This is a genomic window from Pseudomonas fulva, assembly GCF_023517795.1.
In the GTDB taxonomy this organism is placed as follows: Bacteria; Pseudomonadota; Gammaproteobacteria; order Pseudomonadales; family Pseudomonadaceae; genus Aquipseudomonas; species Aquipseudomonas fulva_D.
Map to the genome: position 1 here is coordinate 1262006 of NZ_CP082928.1, position 23050 is coordinate 1285055.

General features: G+C 64.7%; 25 protein-coding genes. 11 read left to right on the forward strand and 14 right to left on the reverse strand.

Translation table 11 applies throughout. The features are described 5' to 3' along the window. Positions 1 to 4: 4 nt before the first annotated feature. From mlaD to K8U54_RS05755, 3 genes are read right to left on the reverse strand one after another with little or no spacing between them, the layout of a single operon-like run. The gene (gene mlaD, locus K8U54_RS05745; RefSeq protein WP_249909252.1) at positions 5 to 478 is read right to left on the reverse strand and encodes an outer membrane lipid asymmetry maintenance protein MlaD; all 474 of its coding nucleotides are present in this window, start codon (positions 476 to 478) and stop codon (positions 5 to 7) included. Then, a complete protein-coding gene (gene mlaE / locus K8U54_RS05750) occupies positions 478 to 1275 on the reverse strand; it encodes a lipid asymmetry maintenance ABC transporter permease subunit MlaE (protein WP_074881392.1) in 798 nt (265 codons plus the stop codon). The genes mlaD and mlaE overlap by 1 nt, the downstream gene beginning before the upstream one ends. Then, positions 1275 to 2084 carry an ATP-binding cassette domain-containing protein gene (locus K8U54_RS05755; RefSeq protein ID WP_249909253.1) on the reverse strand — a complete coding sequence of 270 codons (810 nt, stop codon included), beginning with the start codon at positions 2082 to 2084 and terminating at the stop codon, positions 1275 to 1277. Before K8U54_RS05755 ends, mlaE begins: the two co-directional genes overlap by 1 nt. 243 nt (positions 2085 to 2327) lie before the next feature. Between K8U54_RS05755 and K8U54_RS05760 the strand changes: the two genes are divergently transcribed. From K8U54_RS05760 to K8U54_RS05805, 10 genes are all read left to right on the forward strand, one after another. Continuing rightward, positions 2328 to 3302, forward strand: coding sequence for a KpsF/GutQ family sugar-phosphate isomerase (locus K8U54_RS05760; protein ID WP_249909254.1), 975 nt, complete (start codon positions 2328 to 2330; stop codon positions 3300 to 3302). Continuing rightward, positions 3302 to 3823, forward strand: a complete 522-nt coding sequence (locus tag K8U54_RS05765) for a KdsC family phosphatase (RefSeq protein WP_249909255.1) — start codon at positions 3302 to 3304, stop codon at positions 3821 to 3823. Before K8U54_RS05760 ends, K8U54_RS05765 begins: the two co-directional genes overlap by 1 nt. Positions 3824 to 3832: 9 nt before the next feature. After that, positions 3833 to 4402, forward strand: a complete 570-nt coding sequence (gene lptC / locus K8U54_RS05770) for an LPS export ABC transporter periplasmic protein LptC (RefSeq protein ID WP_070884335.1) — start codon at positions 3833 to 3835, stop codon at positions 4400 to 4402. Beyond that, positions 4389 to 4937: a lipopolysaccharide transport periplasmic protein LptA gene (gene lptA, locus K8U54_RS05775; protein WP_070884336.1), complete on the forward strand. Its 549-nt coding sequence runs from the start codon at positions 4389 to 4391 to the stop codon at positions 4935 to 4937. The genes lptC and lptA overlap by 14 nt, the downstream gene beginning before the upstream one ends. A gap of 2 nt (positions 4938 to 4939) precedes the next feature. Beyond that, positions 4940 to 5665: an LPS export ABC transporter ATP-binding protein gene (gene lptB / locus K8U54_RS05780; RefSeq protein WP_249909256.1), complete on the forward strand. Its 726-nt coding sequence runs from the start codon at positions 4940 to 4942 to the stop codon at positions 5663 to 5665. A gap of 173 nt (positions 5666 to 5838) precedes the next feature. Continuing rightward, the gene (locus tag K8U54_RS05785; RefSeq protein WP_249909257.1) at positions 5839 to 7347 is read left to right on the forward strand and encodes an RNA polymerase factor sigma-54; all 1509 of its coding nucleotides are present in this window, start codon (positions 5839 to 5841) and stop codon (positions 7345 to 7347) included. Positions 7348 to 7435: 88 nt separating this feature from the next. Then, on the forward strand, positions 7436 to 7744 hold the full coding sequence (gene hpf / locus K8U54_RS05790) for a ribosome hibernation-promoting factor, HPF/YfiA family (RefSeq protein WP_013792760.1): 309 nt from the start codon (positions 7436 to 7438) through the stop codon (positions 7742 to 7744). 15 nt (positions 7745 to 7759) lie between these two features. Then, complete coding sequence (ptsN, locus tag K8U54_RS05795; protein ID WP_249909258.1) at positions 7760 to 8224, forward strand: PTS IIA-like nitrogen regulatory protein PtsN; 465 nt, start codon at positions 7760 to 7762, stop codon at positions 8222 to 8224. A 16-nt stretch (positions 8225 to 8240) separates the two neighbouring features. Continuing rightward, entirely contained in the window at positions 8241 to 9098 is an 858-nt protein-coding gene (gene rapZ, locus K8U54_RS05800; protein WP_249909259.1) for an RNase adapter RapZ, read from the forward strand. A gap of 12 nt (positions 9099 to 9110) precedes the next feature. Further along, positions 9111 to 9383 carry an HPr family phosphocarrier protein gene (locus K8U54_RS05805; RefSeq protein ID WP_070884341.1) on the forward strand — a complete coding sequence of 91 codons (273 nt, stop codon included), beginning with the start codon at positions 9111 to 9113 and terminating at the stop codon, positions 9381 to 9383. A 44-nt stretch (positions 9384 to 9427) separates the two neighbouring features. Here K8U54_RS05805 and K8U54_RS25180 read toward each other — a convergent pair whose 3' ends face one another. The 6 genes from K8U54_RS25180 to pmbA form a co-directional block, all read right to left on the reverse strand. Further along, a complete protein-coding gene (locus K8U54_RS25180) occupies positions 9428 to 9559 on the reverse strand; it encodes a hypothetical protein (protein ID WP_283939403.1) in 132 nt (43 codons plus the stop codon). 21 nt (positions 9560 to 9580) lie between these two features. Then, positions 9581 to 10192, reverse strand: a complete 612-nt coding sequence (locus K8U54_RS05810; RefSeq protein ID WP_249909260.1) for a superoxide dismutase — start codon at positions 10190 to 10192, stop codon at positions 9581 to 9583. 12 nt (positions 10193 to 10204) lie between these two features. Continuing rightward, positions 10205 to 10654, reverse strand: coding sequence for a hypothetical protein (locus tag K8U54_RS05815; RefSeq protein WP_249909261.1), 450 nt, complete (start codon positions 10652 to 10654; stop codon positions 10205 to 10207). 52 nt (positions 10655 to 10706) lie between these two features. After that, complete coding sequence (fumC, locus tag K8U54_RS05820; RefSeq protein WP_249909262.1) at positions 10707 to 12095, reverse strand: class II fumarate hydratase FumC; 1389 nt, start codon at positions 12093 to 12095, stop codon at positions 10707 to 10709. Continuing rightward, entirely contained in the window at positions 12088 to 12483 is a 396-nt protein-coding gene (locus K8U54_RS05825; protein ID WP_249909263.1) for a FagA protein, read from the reverse strand. The genes fumC and K8U54_RS05825 overlap by 8 nt, the downstream gene beginning before the upstream one ends. Before the next feature lie 257 nt (positions 12484 to 12740). Beyond that, entirely contained in the window at positions 12741 to 14087 is a 1347-nt protein-coding gene (gene pmbA / locus K8U54_RS05830; RefSeq protein ID WP_249909264.1) for a metalloprotease PmbA, read from the reverse strand. Positions 14088 to 14189: 102 nt separating this feature from the next. On the opposite strand from pmbA, the gene yjgA reads away from it, so the two are divergent. Further along, positions 14190 to 14708, forward strand: coding sequence for a ribosome biogenesis factor YjgA (gene yjgA, locus K8U54_RS05835; protein WP_249909265.1), 519 nt, complete (start codon positions 14190 to 14192; stop codon positions 14706 to 14708). Positions 14709 to 14746: 38 nt separating this feature from the next. On the opposite strand, the gene tldD is transcribed toward yjgA, so the two are convergent. The 5 genes from tldD to K8U54_RS05860 form a co-directional block, all read right to left on the reverse strand. Further along, complete coding sequence (gene tldD, locus K8U54_RS05840; RefSeq protein ID WP_249909266.1) at positions 14747 to 16189, reverse strand: metalloprotease TldD; 1443 nt, start codon at positions 16187 to 16189, stop codon at positions 14747 to 14749. Next, complete coding sequence (locus K8U54_RS05845; protein WP_249909267.1) at positions 16186 to 17040, reverse strand: carbon-nitrogen hydrolase family protein; 855 nt, start codon at positions 17038 to 17040, stop codon at positions 16186 to 16188. Before K8U54_RS05845 ends, tldD begins: the two co-directional genes overlap by 4 nt. A gap of 14 nt (positions 17041 to 17054) precedes the next feature. Continuing rightward, positions 17055 to 20882, reverse strand: a complete 3828-nt coding sequence (locus K8U54_RS05850; RefSeq protein WP_249909268.1) for a YhdP family protein — start codon at positions 20880 to 20882, stop codon at positions 17055 to 17057. Positions 20883 to 20913: 31 nt separating this feature from the next. Next, the gene (gene rng / locus K8U54_RS05855) at positions 20914 to 22371 is read right to left on the reverse strand and encodes a ribonuclease G (protein ID WP_070884349.1); all 1458 of its coding nucleotides are present in this window, start codon (positions 22369 to 22371) and stop codon (positions 20914 to 20916) included. Positions 22372 to 22453: 82 nt separating this feature from the next. Next, the gene (locus K8U54_RS05860) at positions 22454 to 23050 is read right to left on the reverse strand and encodes a Maf family protein (protein ID WP_249909269.1); all 597 of its coding nucleotides are present in this window, start codon (positions 23048 to 23050) and stop codon (positions 22454 to 22456) included.

The following is a 23050-nucleotide window of genomic DNA, read 5'->3' on the forward strand; positions in this document are numbered from 1 at the left end:
TACCTCATTGGCTTTCCTGGTCCCGGTTCACCGAATTGAGCAAGAACTTGCCAATCAGGTCTTCGAGCACCAGGGAAGATTGGGTGTCGTGGATGGTTCCGCCATCGGCCAGCAACTCTTCGTCGCCGCCGACGCTGATACCCACATACTTTTCACCGAGCAGACCAGCGGTCAGGATCGACGCGGTGGAGTCCACCGGAAGATTGTCGACAGCGCCATCGAGTTCCATCGTTACGCGCCCGGTGTAGCTGTCGCGGTCCAGATCGATCGCCGTCACACGGCCGATATTGACGCCCGCCATGGTCACCTTGGCGCGCACGGTCAGGCCGGCAATGTTGTCGAAATGGGCGTACACCTTGTAGGTATCGGCATTGCCACCCGGCGCCAGACCGCTGACGCGCAGCGCCAGCAGCAACAGGGCCAGCAGGCCGGCGAGCAGGAACAGGCCGACACCGATTTCCATCGTGCGGTTTTGCATCAGAAATCTCCAAACATCAAAGCGGTCAGAATGAAGTCCAGCCCCAGCACGGCCAGCGAGGCATACACCACCGTGCGGGTAGTCGCCCGGCTGATGCCTTCGGAAGTGGGTTCGCAGTCATAGCCCTGGAACACGGCGATCCAGGTCACCACGAAGGCGAAGACCAGGCTCTTGATCACGCCGTTGAGCACGTCTTCGCGAAACGAAACACTGTTTTGCATGTTGGCCCAGAACGAGCCCTCGTAGACGCCCAGCCAATCGACGGCGACCATCGCGCCGCCCCAGATGCCGACCACGCTGAAGATCATCGCCAGCAGCGGCATGGAGATGAAGCCGGCCCAAAGGCGCGGCGCGACGATGTGCTTGAGCGGGTCGACACCGATCATCGCCAGGCTGGACAGTTGCTCGGTGGATTTCATGTTGCCGATCTCGGCGGTCAGCGCCGAGCCGGCACGCCCGGCGAACAACAGCGCGGTGACCACCGGTCCCAACTCACGCAACAGGGTCAGGGCGACCATCTGCCCCACCGCCTGTTCGGAACCGTATTTGGCGAGGATGCTGAAGCCCTGCAGCGACAGCACCATGCCGATGAATACGCCGGACACCACGATGATCGCCAGGGACAGCACGCCCACCGAATACAGCTGCTTGATCAGCAACTGCAGGCCATTGCCCGAAGTGCCGCGGCCGAACAGCGCGCGCAGCAGAAAGATCGTCGAACGCCCCAGCGCGGCGACCACATCGATACCCGCCCGCCCGAACAGGCGAACGCGTTCGAGTGAAGATGTCCTGCGCATCAGCGCCCTCCCAGTAGATCGTCGTGGTAATTCGGCGCTTGGAAATGGAAGGGAACCGGGCCGTCTGGCGTTCCCTGCATGAATTGACGCACCCGCGGATTGTCCGAGTCACGCAGCTCGGCCGGTGTTCCCTGGCCCAGCACCTGGCTGTCGCCGACCACATAGATGTAGTCGGCGATGCTGGCCGTCTCGGCCAGATCATGGGAAACCACGATGCTGGTGATGCCCAGGGCATCGTTGAGCAGGCGGATCAAGCGCACCAGCACGCCCATGGCGATCGGGTCCTGACCGACGAACGGCTCGTCGTACATGAGAATCTGCGGATCCAGGGCGATGGCCCGTGCCAGCGCCACGCGGCGCTTCATGCCACCGGAGAGTTCATCAGGCATCAGCTCGATGGCGCCACGCAAGCCGACGGCCTGCAGCTTCATCAGAACAATGTCACGAATCATTTCTTCGGGCAGTTGGGTGTGCACGCGCAGCGGGAACGCCACGTTCTCGAACACGTCGAGGTCGGTGAACAGCGCGCCACTCTGGAACAGCACGCCCATCTGCTTGCGCATGTCGAACAGTTCGCTGCGCGACAGGTCGGGCAGGTTCAGGCCATTGACCCGGATCTCGCCGGCGCTCGGGCGCAGTTCGGCGGCGATCAGGCGCAGCAGCGTGGTCTTGCCGCAGCCCGACGGCCCCATGATCCCGGTGACCTTGCCACGCGGGATACAGATATCGACGTTGTTGAAGATGTGTCGCTCGCCGCGCTGAAAACTTACGTTCTTAAGCTCGACCGCGTACTGATTTTCCGCGCTCATCGGAACTCCATTGCGTACTGCCTTCCTAATCAGACGCCCGGGATCGGGACAAGGGCACTCCATTCGCCCCCTGGAAAAGGCTGCGGACTATAGCATTTGCCCATTTGCCCGCCAAAGCCAGGCTCCGTCCACGTTCAGGGTTGTGACAGCTTTGCCATTTACGGGTTTGCTGCATGGATGATGAGTCCACAGGGCTTTCCCGCTATAATCCCCGTCTTTTTCGTCGAGCAGCCCAAGCCGAGCATGAACCAGACCCGCGACCTGATTGATTCCGCACAGCGCACCATTCGCCTCGAGATCGAGGCGGTGCAAGAGCTGCTGCCTCGCATCGATGCCAATTTCGTCAAGGCCTGCGAGCTGATCCTGGCCAGCAAGGGCCGCGTGGTCGTGGTGGGCATGGGCAAGTCCGGGCATATCGGCAACAAGATCGCCGCGACCCTGGCCAGCACCGGCACCACCGCATTTTTCGTGCACCCGGCCGAAGCCAGTCACGGCGACATGGGCATGATCACCCGTGACGACGTGGTGCTGGCCCTCTCCAACTCGGGCTCCACCGCGGAAATCGTCACCCTGCTGCCGCTGATCAAGCGCCTCGGCATCACCCTGATCAGCATGACCGGCAATCCCGAGTCGCCGCTGTCCAAGGCCGCCGAAGTCAACCTGGACACCCGGGTGGCCAAGGAGGCCTGCCCGCTCAACCTGGCGCCGACCTCCTCCACCACCGCCTCGCTGGTGCTGGGCGACGCCCTGGCCATCGCCCTGCTCGAAGCCCGCGGCTTCACCGCCGAGGACTTCGCCTTCTCGCACCCCGGTGGCGCCCTGGGTCGCCGCCTGCTGCTCAAGGTCGAGAACGTCATGCACGCCGGCGACCGCCTGCCCCAGGTCAAGCGCGGCACCAGCCTGCGTGACGCGCTGCTGGAAATGACCCAGAAGGGCCTGGGCATGACCGCCGTACTGGAAAGCGATGGCCGCCTGGCCGGCATCTTCACCGACGGCGATCTGCGCCGAGCCCTGGACAAGGGCATCGACGTGCGTGACGCACGCATCGACGAGGTCATGACCCCCCACGGCAAGACCGCTCGCGCCGACATGCTCGCCGCCGAGGCCCTGAAGATCATGGAAGACAACAAGATCAGCGCCCTGGTGGTGATCGACGCCACCGGGCGCCCGGTAGGCGCCTTCAACCTGGGCGACCTGCTGCGCGCGGGGGTGATGTGATGAACGATCTGCTGCAGCGTACTCAAGCGATCAAGCTGGCGATCTTCGACGTCGACGGCGTGCTCACCGATGGCAAGCTGTACTTCCTGGTCGACGGCAGCGAGTTCAAGACCTTCAACACGCTCGACGGCCAGGGCATCAAGATGCTCATCAACTCCGGCGTACGCACCGCCATCATCAGCGGCCGCAAGACGCCGGTGGTCGAGCGCCGCGCCCAGAACCTCGGCATCCAGCACCTGTACCAGGGCCGCGAGGACAAGCTCGACGTGCTCGACGAGCTGCTCGCCGAGCTGGGCCTGAGCTACGAGCAGGTCGCCTACCTGGGTGACGACCTGCCGGACCTGCCGGTGATCCGCCGGGTCGGCCTGGGCATGGCCGTGGCCAGCGCCAACGAATTCGTGCGCGAGCATGCCCATGGCGTGACCCGGGCACGCGGTGGCGAAGGCGCCGCCCGCGAATTCTGTGAACTGATCATGCGCGGACAGGGTACCCTCGACGCCGCCCAATCCGCCTACCTCTAGGGCCTGCCGATGCTGCGCAAATTCCTCACCCCCGTCCTGCTGACCTTCGGCGCATTGCTGATCGTGGCGGCCGGCTACTGGAACATCAATCCGGACAGTTTCTCCAGCGCGCCCCAGCACAGCGGGCCGGAAAACCCCATCGACTTCTATGCGATCAATGCGCGCAGCGTGCAGTACCTGCCCGACGGCCGGGTGCAGAACGACATGACCAGCGAACGACTCGAACACGTGCAGAGCAGCGACACCACCCTGCTCACCGAGCCGCGCATGAACCTGTTCCGCGGCACCGAGTTGCCCTGGAAGGTACGCAGCGCCCGTGGCGAAGTCGGCCCCGATGGCAACGAGGTCGAACTGATCGACCAGGTGCGCGTCGAGCGCACGGACGAAAAGGGCCGCCCCACTATACTCACCACCAGCCGCCTGACCGTATTCCCCCAGAAGGAATATGCGCAGACCCAGCAAGCCGTTAGAATCGACGCGGCCAATGGGGTGACCACGGCACAAGGAATGAAAGCGTACTTGAATGACGGCAGGATGATCCTGCAGTCCAATGTAAGAGGCCAGCATGAGGTTCGTTAAAACCCTCCCCCTACTTCTCAGCCTTGGCGCCACGCTCGGAAGCGTAAGCGCCTGGGCTCTGCCGAGTGACCGCGATCAACCGATCCGCGTGCAGGCCGACAGCGCTGAACTGGACGACAAGCAAGGCGTAGCCGTGTACCGCGGCGACGTCGTCATCACCCAGGGCACCATGAAGATCACCGGCGACACCGTTACCATCACCCAGAACGCACAGGGCGACATCGACGTGTTCACCTCGGTGGGCAAGCCGGCCTACTACGAGCAGAAGCCGGCGGCCGACAAGCAGATCGTCAAGGCGTACGGCCTGACCATCCAGTACTTCGCCGCCAACGAGCGCATCGTACTGATCGACCAGGCCAAGGTCGTGCAGGAAGGCAATACATTCGAAGGCGAGAAGATCGTCTACGACACGCGCCGCCAGATCGTCAACGCCGGCCGCGCCACCGGCACCAACGTGTCGAGCCCGCGCCCGCGTATCGACATGGTGATCCAGCCGCAGAAGAAAGCGGCCCCCGCTGCCGAGCAGGGCCAATAACCATGGCGATTCTCAAAGCCCAGCACCTGGCCAAGAGCTACAAAGGCCGCCAGGTCGTGCGCGACGTCAGCCTGAGCATCGAGAGCGGGCAGATCGTCGGCCTGCTCGGCCCAAACGGCGCCGGCAAGACCACCTGCTTCTACATGATCGTGGGCCTGGTGCAGGCCGACCAGGGCCGCGTACTGATCGACGACCTGGACGTCAGCCATCAGCCGATGCACGGCCGTGCCCGTGCCGGGATCGGCTACCTGCCCCAGGAGGCCTCGATCTTCCGCAAGCTCAGCGTTGCCGACAACATCATGGCGATCCTGGAAACCCGCAAGGACCTCAACCGCGAACAGCGGCTGCAGGAGCTCGAGAGCCTGCTGCAGGAATTCCACATCACCCATATCCGCGACAACCTGGGCATGAGCCTGTCCGGTGGTGAACGCCGACGCGTCGAGATCGCACGCGCCCTGGCCACTTCGCCGAAATTCATCCTGCTCGATGAACCCTTCGCCGGCGTGGACCCCATCTCCGTGGGCGACATCAAGCAGATCATCCATCACCTCAAGGCCAAGGGCATCGGCGTGCTGATCACCGATCACAACGTCCGTGAAACCCTGGACATCTGCGAAACCGCCTACATCGTCAGCGATGGCCAGCTGATCGCCGAAGGTGATTCAGCGGCGATCCTGGCCAACCAGGTGGTCAAGGAAGTCTACCTGGGCCACGAATTCCGCCTGTAGCGGATTCCCCTTCCCATGAATCTTTGCCAGCGCCCGTTACCGTTCGAGCCGTATCGCAACGAAATGGTAACAGGCCCTAGGCAAAGGGCTCGGATTCAGGCATATAATTTGCTTCCTAGTGGCGCTTCGTCGCCCTGTCGTGGATTACGTACAGACGCCGGATAAGGTCTGCAATGAAACCATCGCTAGTCCTGAAAATGGGCCAGCAGCTGACGATGACGCCGCAGCTGCAACAAGCCATTCGCCTGCTCCAACTGTCGACCCTGGATCTGCAACAGGAAATCCAGGAGGCGTTGGAATCCAACCCGATGCTGGAGCGCCAGGAAGAAGGCGAAGACTTCGACAACTCCGACCCAATGGCCGACGGCGCCGAAAGCGCGGCGGCGACCGCCGTTCAGGAAGAGACCTTTCAGGAGTCGAGCTTTCAGGAAAGCCCGCAAACCGTCGACAACCTGGAAGACGGCGAATGGGGCGAGCGCATTCCCAATGAGCTGCCCGTGGATACGGCCTGGGAAGACATCTACCAGACCAGTGCCAGCAGCCTGCCCAGCAATGACGATGACGAATGGGACTTCACCACCCGCACGTCCTCGGGCGAAAGCCTGCATAGCCACATGCTCTGGCAACTGAACCTGGCGCCCATGTCCGACAAGGACCGCCTGATCGCCGTAACGCTCATCGACTGCATCAACGACCAGGGCTACCTGGAGGAAACCCTCGACGAGATCGTCGAGTCCTTCGACCCGGAGCTGGATGTCGAGCTGGACGAAGTCGAAGCCGTGCTGCGCCGTATCCAGCAGTTCGAGCCGTCGGGAATCGGCGCTCGCGACCTGCGCGAATGCCTGCTCCTGCAATTGCGCCAACTGCCCGCCTCAACTCCATGGCTCAAGGAAGCACAGCGCCTGACGAGTGAGTACCTGGACCTGCTCGGCAACCGTGACTACAGCCAGCTGATGCGCCGCATGAAGCTCAAGGAGGACGAACTTCGCCCGGTCATCGAACTGATCCAGAGCCTCAACCCGCGCCCTGGCTCGCAGATCGAGTCCAGCGAACCGGAGTACGTGGTGCCGGATGTGATCGTGCGCAAGCACAACGATCGCTGGCTAGTCGAACTCAACCAGGAAGCCATGCCGCGCCTGCGCGTCAACGCCCAGTACGCCGGTTTCGTGAAGCGCGCCGACTCCAGCGCCGACAACACCTTCATGCGCAACCAGCTGCAGGAAGCACGCTGGTTCATCAAGAGCCTGCAGAGCCGCAACGAGACCCTGATGAAGGTCGCCACGCAGATTGTCGAGCACCAGCGCGGTTTCCTGGATTACGGCGACGAGGCCATGAAGCCCCTGGTGCTGCACGACATCGCCGAGGCGGTGGGCATGCACGAGTCGACCATTTCCCGCGTCACCACCCAGAAGTACATGCACACCCCCCGTGGCATTTACGAGCTGAAATACTTCTTCTCCAGCCACGTCAGCACCGCCGAAGGTGGCGAATGTTCGTCGACCGCGATCCGCGCGATCATCAAGAAACTGGTCGCGGCGGAAAATGCGAAAAAGCCATTGAGCGACAGCAAGATCGCTGGTTTACTGGAAGCACAGGGCATTCAAGTGGCGCGCCGCACAGTCGCCAAGTACCGTGAATCGCTCGGTATAGCGCCTTCGAGCGAACGCAAGCGACTGATGTAGGGTGCCCTTGTAGCGAAAGCAACGCCCCAGTGTTCCTGCGGCAGGCTGCCAAGCCTGCCACTCACACACGGCAACAAGGAGAAGCGGTATGCAAGTCAACATCAGTGGACACCAGCTGGATGTGACAGACGCACTACGCAGCTACATCGAAGAGAAGCTCGAGCGCCTCGAGCGGCACTTCGACAAGATCACCAATGTGCAGGTTATCCTGGAGGTCGAGAAGCTCAAGCAGAAAGTCGAAGCCACCCTGCACATCGCAGGAGGCGAAGTGGTGGCCAATGCCGAACACGACGACATGTACGCAGCCATCGATCTACTCACCGACAAACTCGATCGCCAACTTATCAAGCACAAGGAAAAACAGCTCGATCGCCAGCAGGGCGCGATGGCCCGCTGAGTTCGTCCTTCTCCTATGATCCGACTTGAAACCATCCTGACCCCCGGCCGTTCCCTGGTGAACGTGCCGGGCGGCAGCAAGAAGCGTGTCCTCGAACAGATAGCCAGCGTGATCGCGCGCGACCTGCCCGATCTCGATGGCCAGACCATCTACGAAAGCCTGATCGCCCGTGAGAAGCTCGGTTCGACCGGCTTCGGCAACGGCATCGCCATTCCCCATTGTCGCCTGCCCGGCTGCAACACGCCGATCAGCGCCCTGCTCAAGCTGAGCACCGCGGTCGACTTCGACGCCATCGACGGCGCCCCCGTCGACCTGCTTTTCGTGCTGCTGGTACCCGAAGCGGCCACCGACGAGCACCTCGAGCTGCTGCGCCAGATCGCCAGCATGTTCGACCGCGAGGATGTCCGCGAACGGCTGCGCCAGGCCCAGGACAGCGAAGCCCTGTACCAGACCGTCGTGAACGTCCAGAACGGCCAATAGCCTGCGGGGTTAGCCCATGCGCCTGATCATCGTCAGCGGTCGTTCCGGTTCGGGCAAGAGCACGGCGCTCGACGTGCTCGAAGACAACGGCTTCTATTGCATCGACAACCTGCCGGCCGGCCTGCTGCCCGAGCTGGCGGAGCGCGCACTGCCCAACACCGAACTGCTGCATCCGCAGGTGGCGGTGTCCATCGATGCGCGCAACCTGCCCAGCCAGCTCAGGCGCTTTTCCGAACTGCTCGACGAAGTGCGCTCACGCAACATTCGTTGCGATGTGCTGTACCTGGATGCCAGTGAAGAAACCCTGCTCAAGCGCTTTTCGGAGACGCGCCGGCGCCATCCACTGACCAACGACCAGCGCTCCCTGGCCGAGGCCATGGTCGCCGAGGTCAAGCTGCTGAGCCCGATCATCGACCGGGCCGACCTGAAGATCGATACCACCCACCTGAATCTGTACCAGCTGCGCGACACCCTCAAGTTGCGCCTGCTCAACCAGCCCGAGCCCGGCACCGCCTACCTGATCGAGTCGTTCGGCTTCAAACGCGGCATGCCGGTGGATGCCGATCTGGTGTTCGACGTGCGCTGCCTGCCCAACCCTTACTGGAAGCCCGAGCTGCGTGATTTCACCGGCCTGGAGCAGCCGGTGGAGGAATACCTGGCGGCGCAGGCGGATGTCGAGGAGATGTATCAGGATATCCATGCCTATCTGCACAAATGGCTGCCGCGCTTCGCGGCCAGCAACCGCTCCTACGTGACCGTGGCCATCGGTTGCACGGGCGGCCATCACCGCTCCGTCTACCTGGCCAATCGCCTGGGCCAGGCCCTCAAGCCGTTGTTGAAGAACGTTCAGATCCGCCACCGCGACCTCAGTTAAGGAATTGCCGCGATGCCCGCCCGTGAAATCACCATCATCAACAAGCTCGGCCTGCATGCCCGGGCGGCCGCCAAGTTCGTCGGCGTCGCGGGGCGCTTTCCGTGTCAGGTGAAGATCGGCCGTAGCGCCGAAGCACTGGTGGACGGCAAGAGCATCATGGCGGTGATGATGCTGGCAGCAGGCAAGGGTACCAACGTGCACCTGCTGACCGAGGGGGAGCGCGAGGACGAGGCGCTGCAGGCCCTGGTCGATCTGATCAACAACTACTTCGACGAAGGCGAGTAGCAGAATTCGTATAGCACAGTGGCACGCGCCATCTGACGGGCTGGTCAAAACCAGCCCGGCGCGCCGTTCAAGAGCTTGACGACGAGAATCAACCCGCCGGCAAAGACCACCATGAACCCCAGTGCATGACGCAGCGAGCGGCGGTTGGCCACGATCAGCTCATGCAATGGGCTCATGGATGCTCCTGAAGCCGTGGATCACGCCGTTGCGGCTTGATAGCGGCGGGCAACCTCTGCCCAGTCCACGACGTTGTAGAACGCACCGATGTATTCCGGGCGGCGGTTCTGGTAACGCAGGTAATAGGCGTGCTCCCAGACGTCCAGGCCGAGGATCGGCGTATTGCCGTTCATCAGCGGGCTGTCCTGATTACCGGTGCTCTCAACCACCAACTTCTTCTGCGGCGTCACGCTGAGCCACGCCCAGCCGCTGCCGAAGCGGGTCAGTGCCGCCTTGGTGAAGGCTTCCTTGAAAGCCTCGAAGCCACCCAGTTGGCTGTCGATGGCCGCTTTCAGGTCGCCCTGGGGCTCGCCGCCGCCATCTGTGCTCATCACCGTCCAGAACAGCGAGTGGTTGGCGTGACCGCCACCGTTGTTGATCACGGCGCCGCGTTTGTCTTCCGGCACCTCCTTGAGACGGGTCAGCAGCTCCTCGACCGGCAGCTCGCCCAGTGCGTTGCCCTCCAGGGCGGCATTGAGGTTGTTGACGTAGGTCTGGTGGTGCTTGCTGTGGTGGATCTCCATGGTCTGCGCATCGATGTGCGGCTCCAGGGCATCGTAGGCATAAGGCAGAGCAGGCAGGCTATACGGCATGGTTTCACTCCTCTAATGGTACTGACGGGCGGCAGGCACCAGGTGCGCTGCCATTGACGCATCGCCGGACGCCTGGGCATCCAGCAATCGATCTGTACGGGGGTAGGCCCCGTGCTCGGCGACAAAGTTCAATACACCGGCGTAAGTGCGCCGGCTGTGATTCATGGCGGCCTGGCGCAGCGCGGGCGACAGGTGTTCGCCCGCCATGCAGCGCAGCAGGTGTTCGTGGCAGGCACACAGGTGCTCGGCAGCACCCTCGGGATGGCCGATGGTCAACTGCAGGTCGGCCAGGTTGTGCTGCGAGACGACGAACGCCGCCACCGCCGCATCGGCGTCACGCCAGCGTTCGAACAGCACCTGGGCCAGGGCAAGGGCCTGCAGGTACTGCTCGCGCGCTTCGACCCAGCGGCCTTCGGCGAAGTGGCGGTTACCGGCGGCGATGAGTCGTTTCCACTGTTCCATGATCGGCCTCCTCGCCTGAGTTCAAGGCACCGGTGTGCGAACGCTGCACCGCTTAAAGACCGCCCTCGGTAAGGCGCTCGGGGTTGAGCAGCTGCTCCAGCTCGGCGCGACCCAGTTCGGTCATCTCTTCGGCCACATCGATGATGGGCCGGCCTTCCCGGTAGGCTTTCTTGGCGATTTCCGCGGCCTTCTGGTAGCCGATCAGGGGATTGAGCGCGGTGACCAGAATCGGATTGCGCCCCAGCGCTTCCTTGAGCTTGGGTTCGTTGACCTTGAAGCTGGCGATGGCGCGATCGGCTAGCAGGCGGCTGACATTGGCCAGCAACTCGATGCTGCCGAGAAGGTTGTGGGCGATCACCGGCAGCATCACGTTCAGCTCGAAGTTGCCGGACTGCCCGGCCACGGCGATGGCGGCGTCATTGCCGATCACCTGCGCGGCGACCATGGCGGTGGCTTCGGGAATCACCGGATTGACCTTGCCGGGCATGATCGACGAGCCGGGCTGCAGGGCCTCGAGTTCGATCTCGCTCAACCCGGCCAGGGGCCCGGAATTCATCCAGCGCAGGTCGTTGGCGATCTTCATCAGCGAGACGGCGACGGTCTTCAGCTGGCCGGACAGGGCGACCGCGGTGTCCTGGGAGCCGATCAGGGCGAAGAAGTTGCTGCCTGGGGTGAACTGCCGGCCGGTCAGGGCATTGAGCTCCTGGCAGAACAGCTCGGCAAAACGCGGGTGGGCATTGATGCCGGTGCCCACCGCGGTGCCACCCTGGGCCAGCGCCTGCAGCGCCGGCAACAGCCCGCTGAGCAACTGGATGTTGGCCTGGATCTGCTGGGCCCAGCCATCGAGCACCTGGCTCATGCGCACCGGCATGGCATCCATCAGGTGGGTGCGCCCGGTTTTCACGTAGGGCTGCACCGCCAGGGACTTGTTGCACAGCACCTCGAGCAGATGCCCCAGCGCCGGCAGCAGCTTCTCGCTGACCTCGATGGCGGCACTGACGTGGATGGTGGTGGGGATGATGTCGTTGCTGCTTTGCCCGCAATTGACGTGATCGTTGGGGTTGATCGGCTCCCCCAGAATGCGCGTGGCCAGGGTGGCGATCACCTCGTTGGCATTCATGTTGGAGCTGGTGCCGGAACCGGTCTGGAAAACATCCACCGGAAAATGCTGCATGAAGTCTTCGGCCAGCAATTGCTGGCACGCCGCGACGATGGCATCACCCTGCGCCGGCAGAATCTGCTCCAGGTCGACGTTGGCGCGAGCGGCTGCCGCCTTGGCCAGCACCAGGGCACGGATGAACGCCTCGGGCATGGCCTGCCCCGACACCGGGAAGTTGTTGACCGCACGCTGGGTCTGGGCGCCATACAGCGCCTCGGCGGGTACAGCCAGCTCACCCATGCTGTCACGTTCGATACGGGTGTCGCTGTGGTGGTTACTCATAGGGGTTTCCTTCTGCCAGTTCGGACATCGAAAGCGAGGGCTGCATGCGCAGGGTAGCGAGCCGATTGCGCGCGCGATTGAGGCTGCCATGCTGCTCGCGGTCTACCGCCAGGTGTTGCAGGGCGTAGAGCGAGCGGTAGGCGTGATCCAGGCAGACGCTGCGCCAGTGCCAGGGCAGCGCCCTGTCGCAGGCGGTGTCCATGAGCAGGGTCAGGGTGGTCAGCGACATCCGCCAGGGACACAGGCGGCCGTGTTCGACCAGTTGCCGCCCCTGCGCCCAGTGCAGTTCCAGCAGCCGCGGCTCGTCCGGCAGCAGCGCGCAACGGATCCTGAATCCCAGCCAGTGCCAGCAATCCAGACAAGGCGTATTGCTCGTGCGAAATCTCATGGCAATCCCTCAAAAGATAATGATATTAATTCCTATATAGGAAAAATAATCAATCCTTTGCGGTAAATGCAAACGCAGATGCCGATTCAGCAGGAAGGAAGGGATGGCAGATCAGCCTGGCGAACCGGTGAAAGGAGAAACGGCTGGTGAAACCGTCGCCTTGCGCAACGGTTTGCGAGAAACGGGCGCCAAACAAGCGGTGTGAAAACGTCGCGAGCAGTAGTCTTCACACGGACTGCAAGGGCGCCCTGCTGAATTCAGCTACCGGCGACGGTCATCTTCTCGATCAGCACCGAGCCCGTGCGAATATTGCTGCGCAGCTCCAGATCGCTGCCCACGGCGACGATCTGCCGGAACATGTCGCGCATGTTGCCGGCGATGGTCACCTCCTGCACGGCGAACTGGATCTCGCCATTCTCCACCCAGTAACCACCCGCACCGCGGGAATAGTCACCGGTCACCATGTTCAGGCCGTGGCCCATCAGCTCGGTGACCAGCAGGCCGCGGCCCATGCGCTTGATCAGCGCCTGCTGATCCTCCTCGCCATGGCTGACGAACAGATTGTGCACGCCACCGGCGTTGGCGGTACTGGGCATGCCCAGCTTGCGGCCGGAGTAGGTGCTCAGGATGTAGGACACCAGCCGGCCGCCCTCGACGAACGGTTTGGCATAGGTGGCCAGGCCGTCGCCATCGAACGAGGCGCTGCCCATGGCGCGCGGAATGTGCGGGCGCTCGTCGAGGTTCAGCCAGGACGGGAACAGCTGCTCGCCCAGGGTGCCTTCGAGAAACGACGACTTGCGGTACAGCGCGCCGCCGGAAATGGCGCCGAGGAAACTGCCGAACAGGCCGGTAGCCAATTCCGCGGAAAACAACACTGGCACCTCGCAGGTCGGCACCGGGTGAGCGCCGAGGCGGCTGACCGCCCGTTGCGCGGCGCGCCGGCCGATGCTGACAGGGTCAGCGAGCAGAGGGCCCTGGCGGTTCACGTCATACCAGTAATCGCGCTGCATCTGCCCTTCGCTCTCGGCGATCATCACGCAGCTGAGGCTGTGGCGGGTGCTGGCGTAACCGCCGATGAAACCATGACTGTTGCCGTACACGCGGCAGCCCTGATGGGTGCCCAGGCTGGTGCCATCGGCATTGCGGATGCGCGCATCGGCGTCGAAGGCCGCTGCCTCGCATATCAGCGCACGCTCGACGGCCTGCTCGGGGGTGATGTCCCAGGCGTGATAGAGGTCCAGCTCCGGCAGGTCGCGGGCCATCAGCGCGGCATCGGCCAGGCCGGCGCTGTCGTCCTCGGAGGCATGCTTGGCAATCGCCAGGGCGGCCGCCACGGTTTCCCGAATGGCCGCCTCGCCGGTGGCCGAGGTGCTGGCCGAGCCCTTGCGCTGGCCCACGTACAGGGTGATGCCGAAACCCTGGTCGCGATTGAACTCGACGGTTTCCACCTCGCGCTGACGCACCGTGGTGGACAGCCCCTGCTCCACCGACACGGCGACCTCGCAGGCAGTGGCGCCCTGCTTCCTGGCCTCGGCGAGAATCTCTTCGACCTGCGCCTGCAAACCGGGCAACGCGGCGGGTCCGACTACTTCCACTTCACTCATAACGACTCCTGAACGATAGCCACAGCGGCAACGACGCGGGTCGCGCATGCGGCAAGAAACTTGCTGCTATCATGGCGGCGTTTCCCATTGGATCACCGCCCCATGTCTGATTACTCCGATGACTTCTCCGGCGAGAAGAGCAAATCCCAGGTCAAGCGCGAACTGCACGCACTCCAGGAACTGGGCCAGCGCCTGGCCGGCCTCAAGCCCGAGCTGCAGCGCAAGCTGCCCCTGACCGACGCCCTGCGCCGCGCCCTGGAAGAAGCACCGAAGCACACCGCCAACTCGGCCAAGAAGCGCCATGTCCAGTTCATCGGCAAGCTGATGCGTGAACAGGACATCGACGCCATCGTCGCGCTGCTCGACCAGGTCGACGCCTCCACGCGCCAGTACAACGAACGCTTCCACAACCTCGAGCGCTGGCGTGACCGGCTGATCGAGGGCAACGACGAGGTGCTGGAAAAATTCATCACCGAGTATCCCGATGCCGACCGCCAACACCTGCGCGGCCTGATTCGCCACGCCCAGCACGAAGCCGCCCAGAACAAGGCACCGGCCGCCTCACGCAAGATCTTCAAGTACATCCGCGAGCTCGACGACGCCCAGCGCGGCCTGCGCTAAACGCGCCCCTGCGCGGGTGACGCCCTCGCCCGCGCCCATCACGCGCCGGTACCGCCTACCGTGATCGCGTCGATCTTCAGGGTCGGCTGACCGACGCCGACCGGCACCGACTGGCCATCCTTGCCGCAGGTACCGACGCCGCTGTCCAGCGCCAGGTCGTTGCCGACCATCGACACCCGGCTCATCGCCTCCGGGCCGTTGCCGATCAGGGTCGCGCCCTTGACCGGGGCGGTGATCCTGCCGTCCTCGATCAGGTAGGCCTCGCTGGTGGAGAACACGAACTTGCCACTGGTGATGTCGACCTGACCGCCGCCGAGGTTGGCGCAGTAGATGCCTTTCTTCACCGACCGGATGATTTCCTCGGGGTCGCTCTCGCCGGCCAGCATGTAGGTGTTGGTCATGCGCGGCATCGGCAGGTGCGAGTAGGACTCGCGGCGGCCGTTGCCGGTGCGCGCCACGCCCATCAGGCGGGCGTTGAGCTTGTCCTGCATGTAGCCTTTGAGCACGCCGTTCTCGATCAGCGTGGTGCATTGGGTCGGTGTGCCTTCGTCGTCCATGCTCAACGAACCACGGCGCTCGGCCAGGGTACCGTCGTCGACGATGGTGCACAGCTTGGACGCCACCTGCTGACCGATCTTGCCGCTGTAGTTGGAGCTGCCCTTGCGGTTGAAGTCGCCTTCCAGGCCGTGACCGACCGCCTCGTGCAGCAGCACGCCGGACCAGCCGGCGCCCATCACCACCGGCAGGGTGCCAGCCGGCGCGGCGATCGCCTCGAGGTTGACCAGCGCCTGGCGCAGCGCCTCGCGGGCGTAGCCCATGGCGCGGTCTTCGTTGAGGAAATAACGGTAGTCGGTACGCCCGCCGCCGCCGTGGCCGCCGCGCTCGCGACGACCGTTCTGCTCGACGATCACGCTGACGTTGAAGCGCACCAGGGGGCGGATATCGGCGCCCAGGCTGCCGTCGGTAGCGGCGACCAGCACGCGATCCCAGACCCCGGCCAGGCTCACCGTCACCTGCTTGATGCGTGGGTCCAGGGCGCGGGTGGCGATGTCGATGCGCTTGAGCAGCTCGACCTTCTGGGCGCGGTCGATCACGTCCAGCGGGTTGTCGGCGGCGTACAACGGCATCACCTCGGTAGCCTTGAAGGCCTGCACGCGGCCCTGCTGGCCGGCGCGGGCAATCGAACGCGCAGCACGCGCCGCCTGGCTCAGCGCCTCGGGCGTAACGGCATTGCTGTAGGCGAAGCCGGTCTTTTCACCGGACTGGGCACGCACGCCCACGCCCTGGTCGAGGTTGAAACTGCCTTCCTTGACGATACCGTCCTCCAGCACCCAGGTTTCCGAGACCTGGGTCTGGAAATACAGGTCGGCGGCGTCGATGCCCGGGCCGGCCAGCTCGCCGAGCACGCCCGGCAGGTGCTCCAGGGTCAGGCCGCCCGGGCTCAGCAGTTGCTCGCTGACGGTCGATAAAAGGTCGCTCATAAGGTCTCCACATCAGGCTGCCGCGGCTGCGCCGCAGCGAAAAATCGTTTATGTCGCAGCACCGGCATGCGTTCGCGAATCGCCGCCTGCTCGGCCGCATCGCGCTCGGCCAGCAGCATCGCCTCACCCTCGGCATGCTCTGCCAGCTTACCCCCCCAGGGATCGACGATCAGGCTGTGGCCGTAGGTTTCCCGGCCGCCGGGATGAACGCCGCCTTGGGCGGCCGCCAGCAGGTAGCACTGGGTTTCGATGGCGCGGGCGCGGATCAGTACCTCCCAGTGCGCCGCGCCGGTGACCCGGGTAAAGGCCGAGGGCGCAGTGATCAACTCGGCGCCTGCCTCACGCAAGGCGCCATAGAGTTCAGCAAAGCGCAGGTCATAGCAGACGGTCAAACCCAAACGCCCGACGGGCGTCTCGGCCACCACCACCTGCTGACCGTGGGCATAGTCGTCCGACTCGCGATAGCGGCCGCGGCTGTCGCTGACGTCCACGTCGAACAGGTGCAGCTTGTCGTAGCGGGCGACGAAATCACCCTGCTCGTCGACCAACAGCGAGCAGGCCCGCGGTTTACCGTCGGGCTCACCCTGGGGCGGCAGCGGCAGGGTACCGGCGACGATCCACAGGCCCAGCTCGCGGGCCGCGCGCTGCAACCAGGGTAGCACCGGGCCTTCGCCACGGGCTTCCTGCCGGCCCAGGGCGGCGGCGTCGCGACGGCCCAGGGCGGAAAAGTTCTCCGGCAACACCGCCAGCCGAGCCCCGCCCTCCGCGGCCTGCTCCAGCAGCCGCCGGGCCTGCTGGAGGTTGGCGCCGATATCGTCCTGGCTGACCATCTGGATCACGGAAAATGCCATCACGACCTCCCGGCTCAGTTGGGCTTTTCGAAGGGTTTGTCGAAGGTCAGCTCGGGGTCGTGCAAGGTACCCTTGACGTCGTACTGCACGCTGGCGAAACGCGCCACGCGGTCGCCGAGCAGCTTGTCGGCGATGAACAGCGCCCCGCCGATGGCCGGCGCGCCGACGATCAAGGCGGCGATCGGCAGGTTGTTGGTGACCGGCAGGGTGACCAGCAGCTTGGCGTCGATGCCCTCGTTGACCATGTTCAGGGTGCCGTTGAGCTCCAGGTTGCTCGACGGCCCGGTCATGGTGATCGGCCCCTGGGTGACGAACACGCCATCGGTGGCCAGCAGGTTGCCCTTCACCCGGTCGTAGCTCAGGCCCTTGTCGAGCAGGTCGGAAAAATCGAGGCGCAGGCGGCGGCCGATGGAATTGAAGTTGAGCAGGCCGAACACCCGCAGCGCCGAGGCAGAGCCCTGCACCTCGACGAACTGCCCCTTGCGCAGCGCCGCGTCGAGGCTGCCGGAATAGCGCTTGAGGCTGAACCAGGCGGGCGAGCCCGGCCAGTGCCCGTCGGCATCCAGGCGGAAGCTCTCGCTGGTGGCCGACGGCGCGTAGCCCCAGGCCTTGAGCACTTCGGAAAGTTTCTCGCCCTGCATGCGCCCCTTGTACCAGCTGCGCGTCTGCCCCGGCACGCCCTGCCAGCCGATCGCACCGCCCAGCTTGAGGCCCTTGAGGTTGATGTCCAGGTCGCTGAACTGCACGCCCTGGGCAATCGGGCGCGCATTGAGCGACCAGGTGCCCATGTCGTCATCGCCCTGGAACACGTGGGCGACGCGCAGGTTCAGGGCCGGAATCTGCCGCGGGTCGAAGTCGGCCAACGGGTCGGGACCTTCGGGCTCCGGCGCGTCCCCGGTCTTTGGCTTGGCGGCCGGCAGGCGTACGTATTCCAGGTCGGCGACGATGGGCCGGTCGGCTGCTTCGAACAGATCGATACGCCCCTTGGCCAGGGTGCTGTCCAGGTTCAGCGACCATCCACCCTGGAGCGGGCGCAGGCCGACATCGAGATCATCGAGCTGCTGACCGAGCCCCTCGAAGCGCCCGATACGCAGCTGGGCATCGCTGAACAGCTGCTGGGCATCCTGCCGCGACGACTGCTGGTAGGGTTCGATCGCCTTCTGCCACTCGGCCAGGTTGACCTGGGCAACGCGCCCACGCACGCGCACACCGCGGCTGGGCGGCAGGATCGCCGGGCCATCGCCCAGGCGCAGCTCGCCGCGGCTCTGGTCGAACTGGCCTGGCGGCGCGGCCAGGGTAAAGCTGGCGACGTCGGCGTAGTCGAGCCAGTAGCGCTGCTCGGTGCCGCCGAAACTCATGCGCCAATCGGCGTAACGTTCGTCATTGCCGGCCTTGCCGAAAGGCGCCGGCAGGGCAATGCTCAGGCCCTTGAGGTTGGAGTCGACGCGCAGCTGGCTTTGCGCGCCCTCCAGGCTCAAGCGCAGGCGATACGGCAGGCTGCCTTCGGCAGGCAGCTGCTGCTTGACGCCCAGCCACTGCGTCAGGTTGCTCAGGGGCACCACGCCATTGGCTTCGATCTGGCTGCGCGCCTGGCCCGGCCTGCCATCGGCCAGCGCCTTGCCACGAATGGCATGGCCGAGCGCCCGCGCGGTGATCGACGGCGCGCTCAGCCCCTTGTTGGTGTCGTAGCGGAAATCGCCGGTCACGTCGCTCAACTGCAGCTCGGGCTTGCTGATGGCCAGCGAGGCCTTGTCGGCACTGAAGTCGACGATCACCCTGGCCTGCTCGCCCTTCTGCAATGGGATATCCAGATCCAGCGCGCCCTCCAGGGCGCCCTCGCCCTTCCACCCGGCAAAGGTATCGGCAACACCCAGCGGGGTTTCCTGGAGGATCTTCAGGCCATCGCCGACACTGCTCTGCAGCTTGCCCTTGAGCTTCAGGTGCGGGGTCTGGCCAGGGTCGACATGGGGGATATCGGCAAATGCCTCGCGCACTCGGCTGTTCAGAATGCTGCCTTCGGAGACCCGCACGCGCACGCCGCTGTCTTCGATCAGCACCTGGCCACGGGCATCACGCAGCGCAGGCCAGCCCGGCTGGAAGGCCAGCTCGGCGTCCTCCACGTCGAAGAACAGGCTGATGCTGCGCACCGCCGGGTCAGGGTTGCGATTGATCGAGCCCTGGTACTGGAAGTAACCCTCGTTGACCTTGCCGCTGTGAATCGCGGTTTTCAGCCACTCGTCCAGCGCCGGGCTGAGCACCGGCGTCGGCAGGTATTTTTCGGTGAAGCGCGCATCGCCGTCGCGCATGCCGACGCGCAGGTCCATGTAGTCCTCGCGCTCGGGGTCCTTGAGCATGCGGATCAGGAAGTCGCCGGCCACCTTGCCCTCTTCGCCCACCACCTGCAGGTAGGGCGCGCGCAGGGTGAAGCCTTCCTCGTCGAGGGTCCAGGTCAGCCGCCCCTTGGCCTGCTGATAGACCCAGGCCTTCGGGAACAGGGTGGTGAGGTGCAGGGAGAAATCTTCGCTGTCGACCTTCAACTCGCCACCGCCGAGGTCGCCGGTGATACTGCCACTGCCGTTCTCCACGGCAGGCGAGGCATGCCAGGCGGAAAAACCGACGCGCTCCAGATTGGCGGAGAACTGCAGGCGCTCGGGGCCTTCGAGCTCCGGTTGGAAACTGGCGTTGAGGTTGCGCAGGCCGCCGTGGGGCTTGAGGATCTGCAGCAGCTGCAGGGCATTGTCAGGCAGCGGCGCCAGGCCCTCGACCAGTGGCACCAGCGGGCCGATATCGAGACGATCGGCGCTCAGGGTCCAACGCTGCGGCTGGTCGTCCTTGCCAGCCTGGTGGCCCAGGGCGATGCGCGCCTCGCCCCAGCGGTGGTCACCGCGGCTGAAGGCGAAATCATCGAGCAATAGCTCGAAGTCATCGCCCTTGCGCTCGAAATAGGCATTCAGTGCCAGGTCCTTGAGGGCGACCGACTTGCGCTCGCCATGGTGCCCCTTCACGGCCGGGGCATGCAGGCGGGTGACGGCGCGCTGCAGCTGACGCCCGTCCCATACGCCCCACAATTCTCCGCCCAGTTGCAACTGCTCGAGGTGCCAGTCGCGGGTCAGTTTGGGCGGCAACCAGGCGGCCCAGTCGCTCTGCGGCGCGCTCAGATACAGCTCGGCGCGGGCGTCCTGCCAGTGCTCGGGCTGGATGCGCGTGCGCAACTGCAGGGCCAGGGGCTGGCCATCCGGCAGGTGCAGGCGCGCATTCAGGCGCTGGCGGCTGCTGCCGTTATCCACACTGAGATTGATGTCGGTGAGTTGCAGCGGCGGCTGCCCCTGGGGCTGGACGCTCACCTGGCTGCCGAGCAGGGAAAGATGGCCGATCACCTGGGACTGACGCAGCGCCTTGGCAACGTCCAGCGGGGGCTGGTCCTGGCGCTGCGGCAAGCCTTCGACATGCCAGGCGCCCTGTTCGTCCTCGCGCAGGCTCAGGCTCAGGCCATCGAGCTGCAGGTCGGCGAGGCGCGGTTGCCAGGCCAGCAGGCTGCCGAGCAGATCGGGCACCACCTGCACCCGTTCGAGGGCCAGCGCCTGCTCGCCTTCGCCGATGCGCAGATCACGCACCGTCAGCAATGGCGCGAAGCCACGCCAATGGCCTTCCAGCGCGCCGATGCCGACCGGCATGCCCAGGGCCTCGCTGGCGCGGGTTTGCGCTTCCTGTCGGTACTCGGCCACCAAGGGCACCAGTTGGCGGCCCAGGCTCACATAGAGCGCGGCCAGCACCAGCCCCAGGGCGCACAGCCCCAGGCTCCAGCGCAACAGCGTGGCTAACGCCAGACCCAAACGCGCCATTCAGCTCACGCCCCGGCCCGGCCGGGCGTCTTCACAGCAGTACCACATCGTATTGTTCCTGGGAGTACATGGTTTCGACCTGGAACTTGATGGTTCGTCCTATGAATGCTTCGAGGTCGGCGACATTGCCGGACTCCTCGTCGAGCAGGCGGTCGACCACCTTCTGGTTGGCCAGCACGCGATAGCCTTCAGGCTGATAGGCGCGGGCCTCGCGAAGGATCTCGCGGAAGATCTCGTAGCAGGTGGTTTCCGCGGTTTTCAGCTTGCCGCGGCCCTGGCAATGGCTGCACGGCTCGCACAGCACCTGTTCGAGGCTCTCGCGGGTACGCTTGCGGGTCATCTGTACCAGGCCGAGTTCGGTGATGCCGATGATGTTGGTCTTGGCGTGATCGCGCTCCAGTTGCTTTTCCAGGGTGCGCAGCACCTGGCGCTGGTGCTCCTCGTCCTCCATGTCGATGAAGTCGATGATGATGATCCCGCCGAGGTTGCGCAGGCGCAGTTGCCGGGCAATCGCGGTGGCCGCCTCGAGGTTGGTCTTGAAGATGGTCTCTTCGAGCGTGCGATGGCCGACGAAGGCGCCGGTGTTGACGTCGATGGTGGTCATCGCCTCGGCCGGGTCGATGATCAGGTAGCCGCCGGATTTCAGCGGCACCTTGCGCTCCAGGGCCTTCTGGATCTCGTCCTCGATACCGTGCAGGTCGAAGATCGGCCGCTCGCCCGGGTAGTGTTCCAGACGGTCGGCGATTTCCGGCATCAGCTCGGCGACGAAGCTGGTGATCTTGCCGAAGGTTTCCCGCGAGTCGACACGGATCTTCTCCGAGCGCGGGCTGACCAGATCGCGCAGGGTGCGCAGGGCCAGGCTGAGGTCTTCATAGATCACCGAGGGCGTCGGCGCGCTCTTCATCTGTTCGCCGATCTGCGTCCACAGGCGGCGCAGGTAGCGGATGTCGACGAGAATCTCTTCGGCCCGCGCGCCGTCGGCGGCGGTGCGCAGGATGAAACCGCCGGCCTCGGCAATGCCCTCGGCAGCCACGCAGTCGGCGACCACCTGCTTGAGGCGCTCGCGTTCGGCCTCGTCCTCGATCTTCAGGGAAATACCGACATGGCTGGTGCGCGGCATATACACCAGGTAGCGCGAGGGGATCGACAGCTGGGTGGTCAGGCGCGCGCCCTTGCTGCCGATCGGGTCCTTGGTGACCTGCACGGTCAGGCTCTGCCCTTCGTGCACCAGGGCACTGATGCTCTCCACGGCACTGCCTTCGCGGCTGGAGATTTCCGAGGCGTGGATGAACGCCGCACGCTCCAGGCCGATGTCGACGAACGCCGCCTGCATGCCGGGCAGCACGCGCACCACCTTGCCCTTGTAGATGTTGCCGACGATGCCGCGGCGCTGGGTGCGCTCGACGTGCACTTCCTGCAGCACACCGTTTTCCACCACCGCCACGCGCGACTCCATCGGCGTGATGTTGATCAGGATCTCTTCACTCATGCGCCCATCTCTTGGCTGAGATGAAGCTGAAAGCAGCGCCGGGCTCATCGCGCCCGAACCATCGCGGCCTGCAACCTCTGGGTTATGCGCTGGCGGTCGTTTGCCAGCACGGAATCGCGAATTGCGCGAGCAGTTCGGCAGTCTCGCACAACGGCAGGCCGACCACCTCTGAATAACTGCCCTGCATCTGGCTGACGAATACCGCAGCCAAGCCCTGAATACCATAACTGCCGGCCTTGTCGCGCGGCTCACCGGTGGCCCAATAGGCTTCAAGCTGTGTCCGGTCGAGTGCCTTGAAGCGCACCGTGCTGGTCACCACCCGGGCCTCGGCCCGGGCATCGCTGACCAGGGCGACGGCGGTCAGCACCTGGTGCTCACGGCCGGACAGCGCGGCCAGCGTGGCCAGGGCATCCTCACGGTCGACGGGTTTGCCGAGTATGCGGCCGTCGAGCACTACGGCGGTGTCGGAGCCGAGCACTACGGCATCATGGCGATCGTCCAGCATACCGAGCGCGGCCTGGGCCTTGGCCAGTGCCAGGCGCTCGACGTAGGCGGCAGGCGCCTCGCCGGGCTGCGGGGTTTCATCGATGGGCACCACATGGGTGGTGAAGGAGACGCCGATCTGCGCGAGCAGCTCGCGACGGCGCGGCGAAGCGGAGGCCAGGTAGAGCGTGGTCAT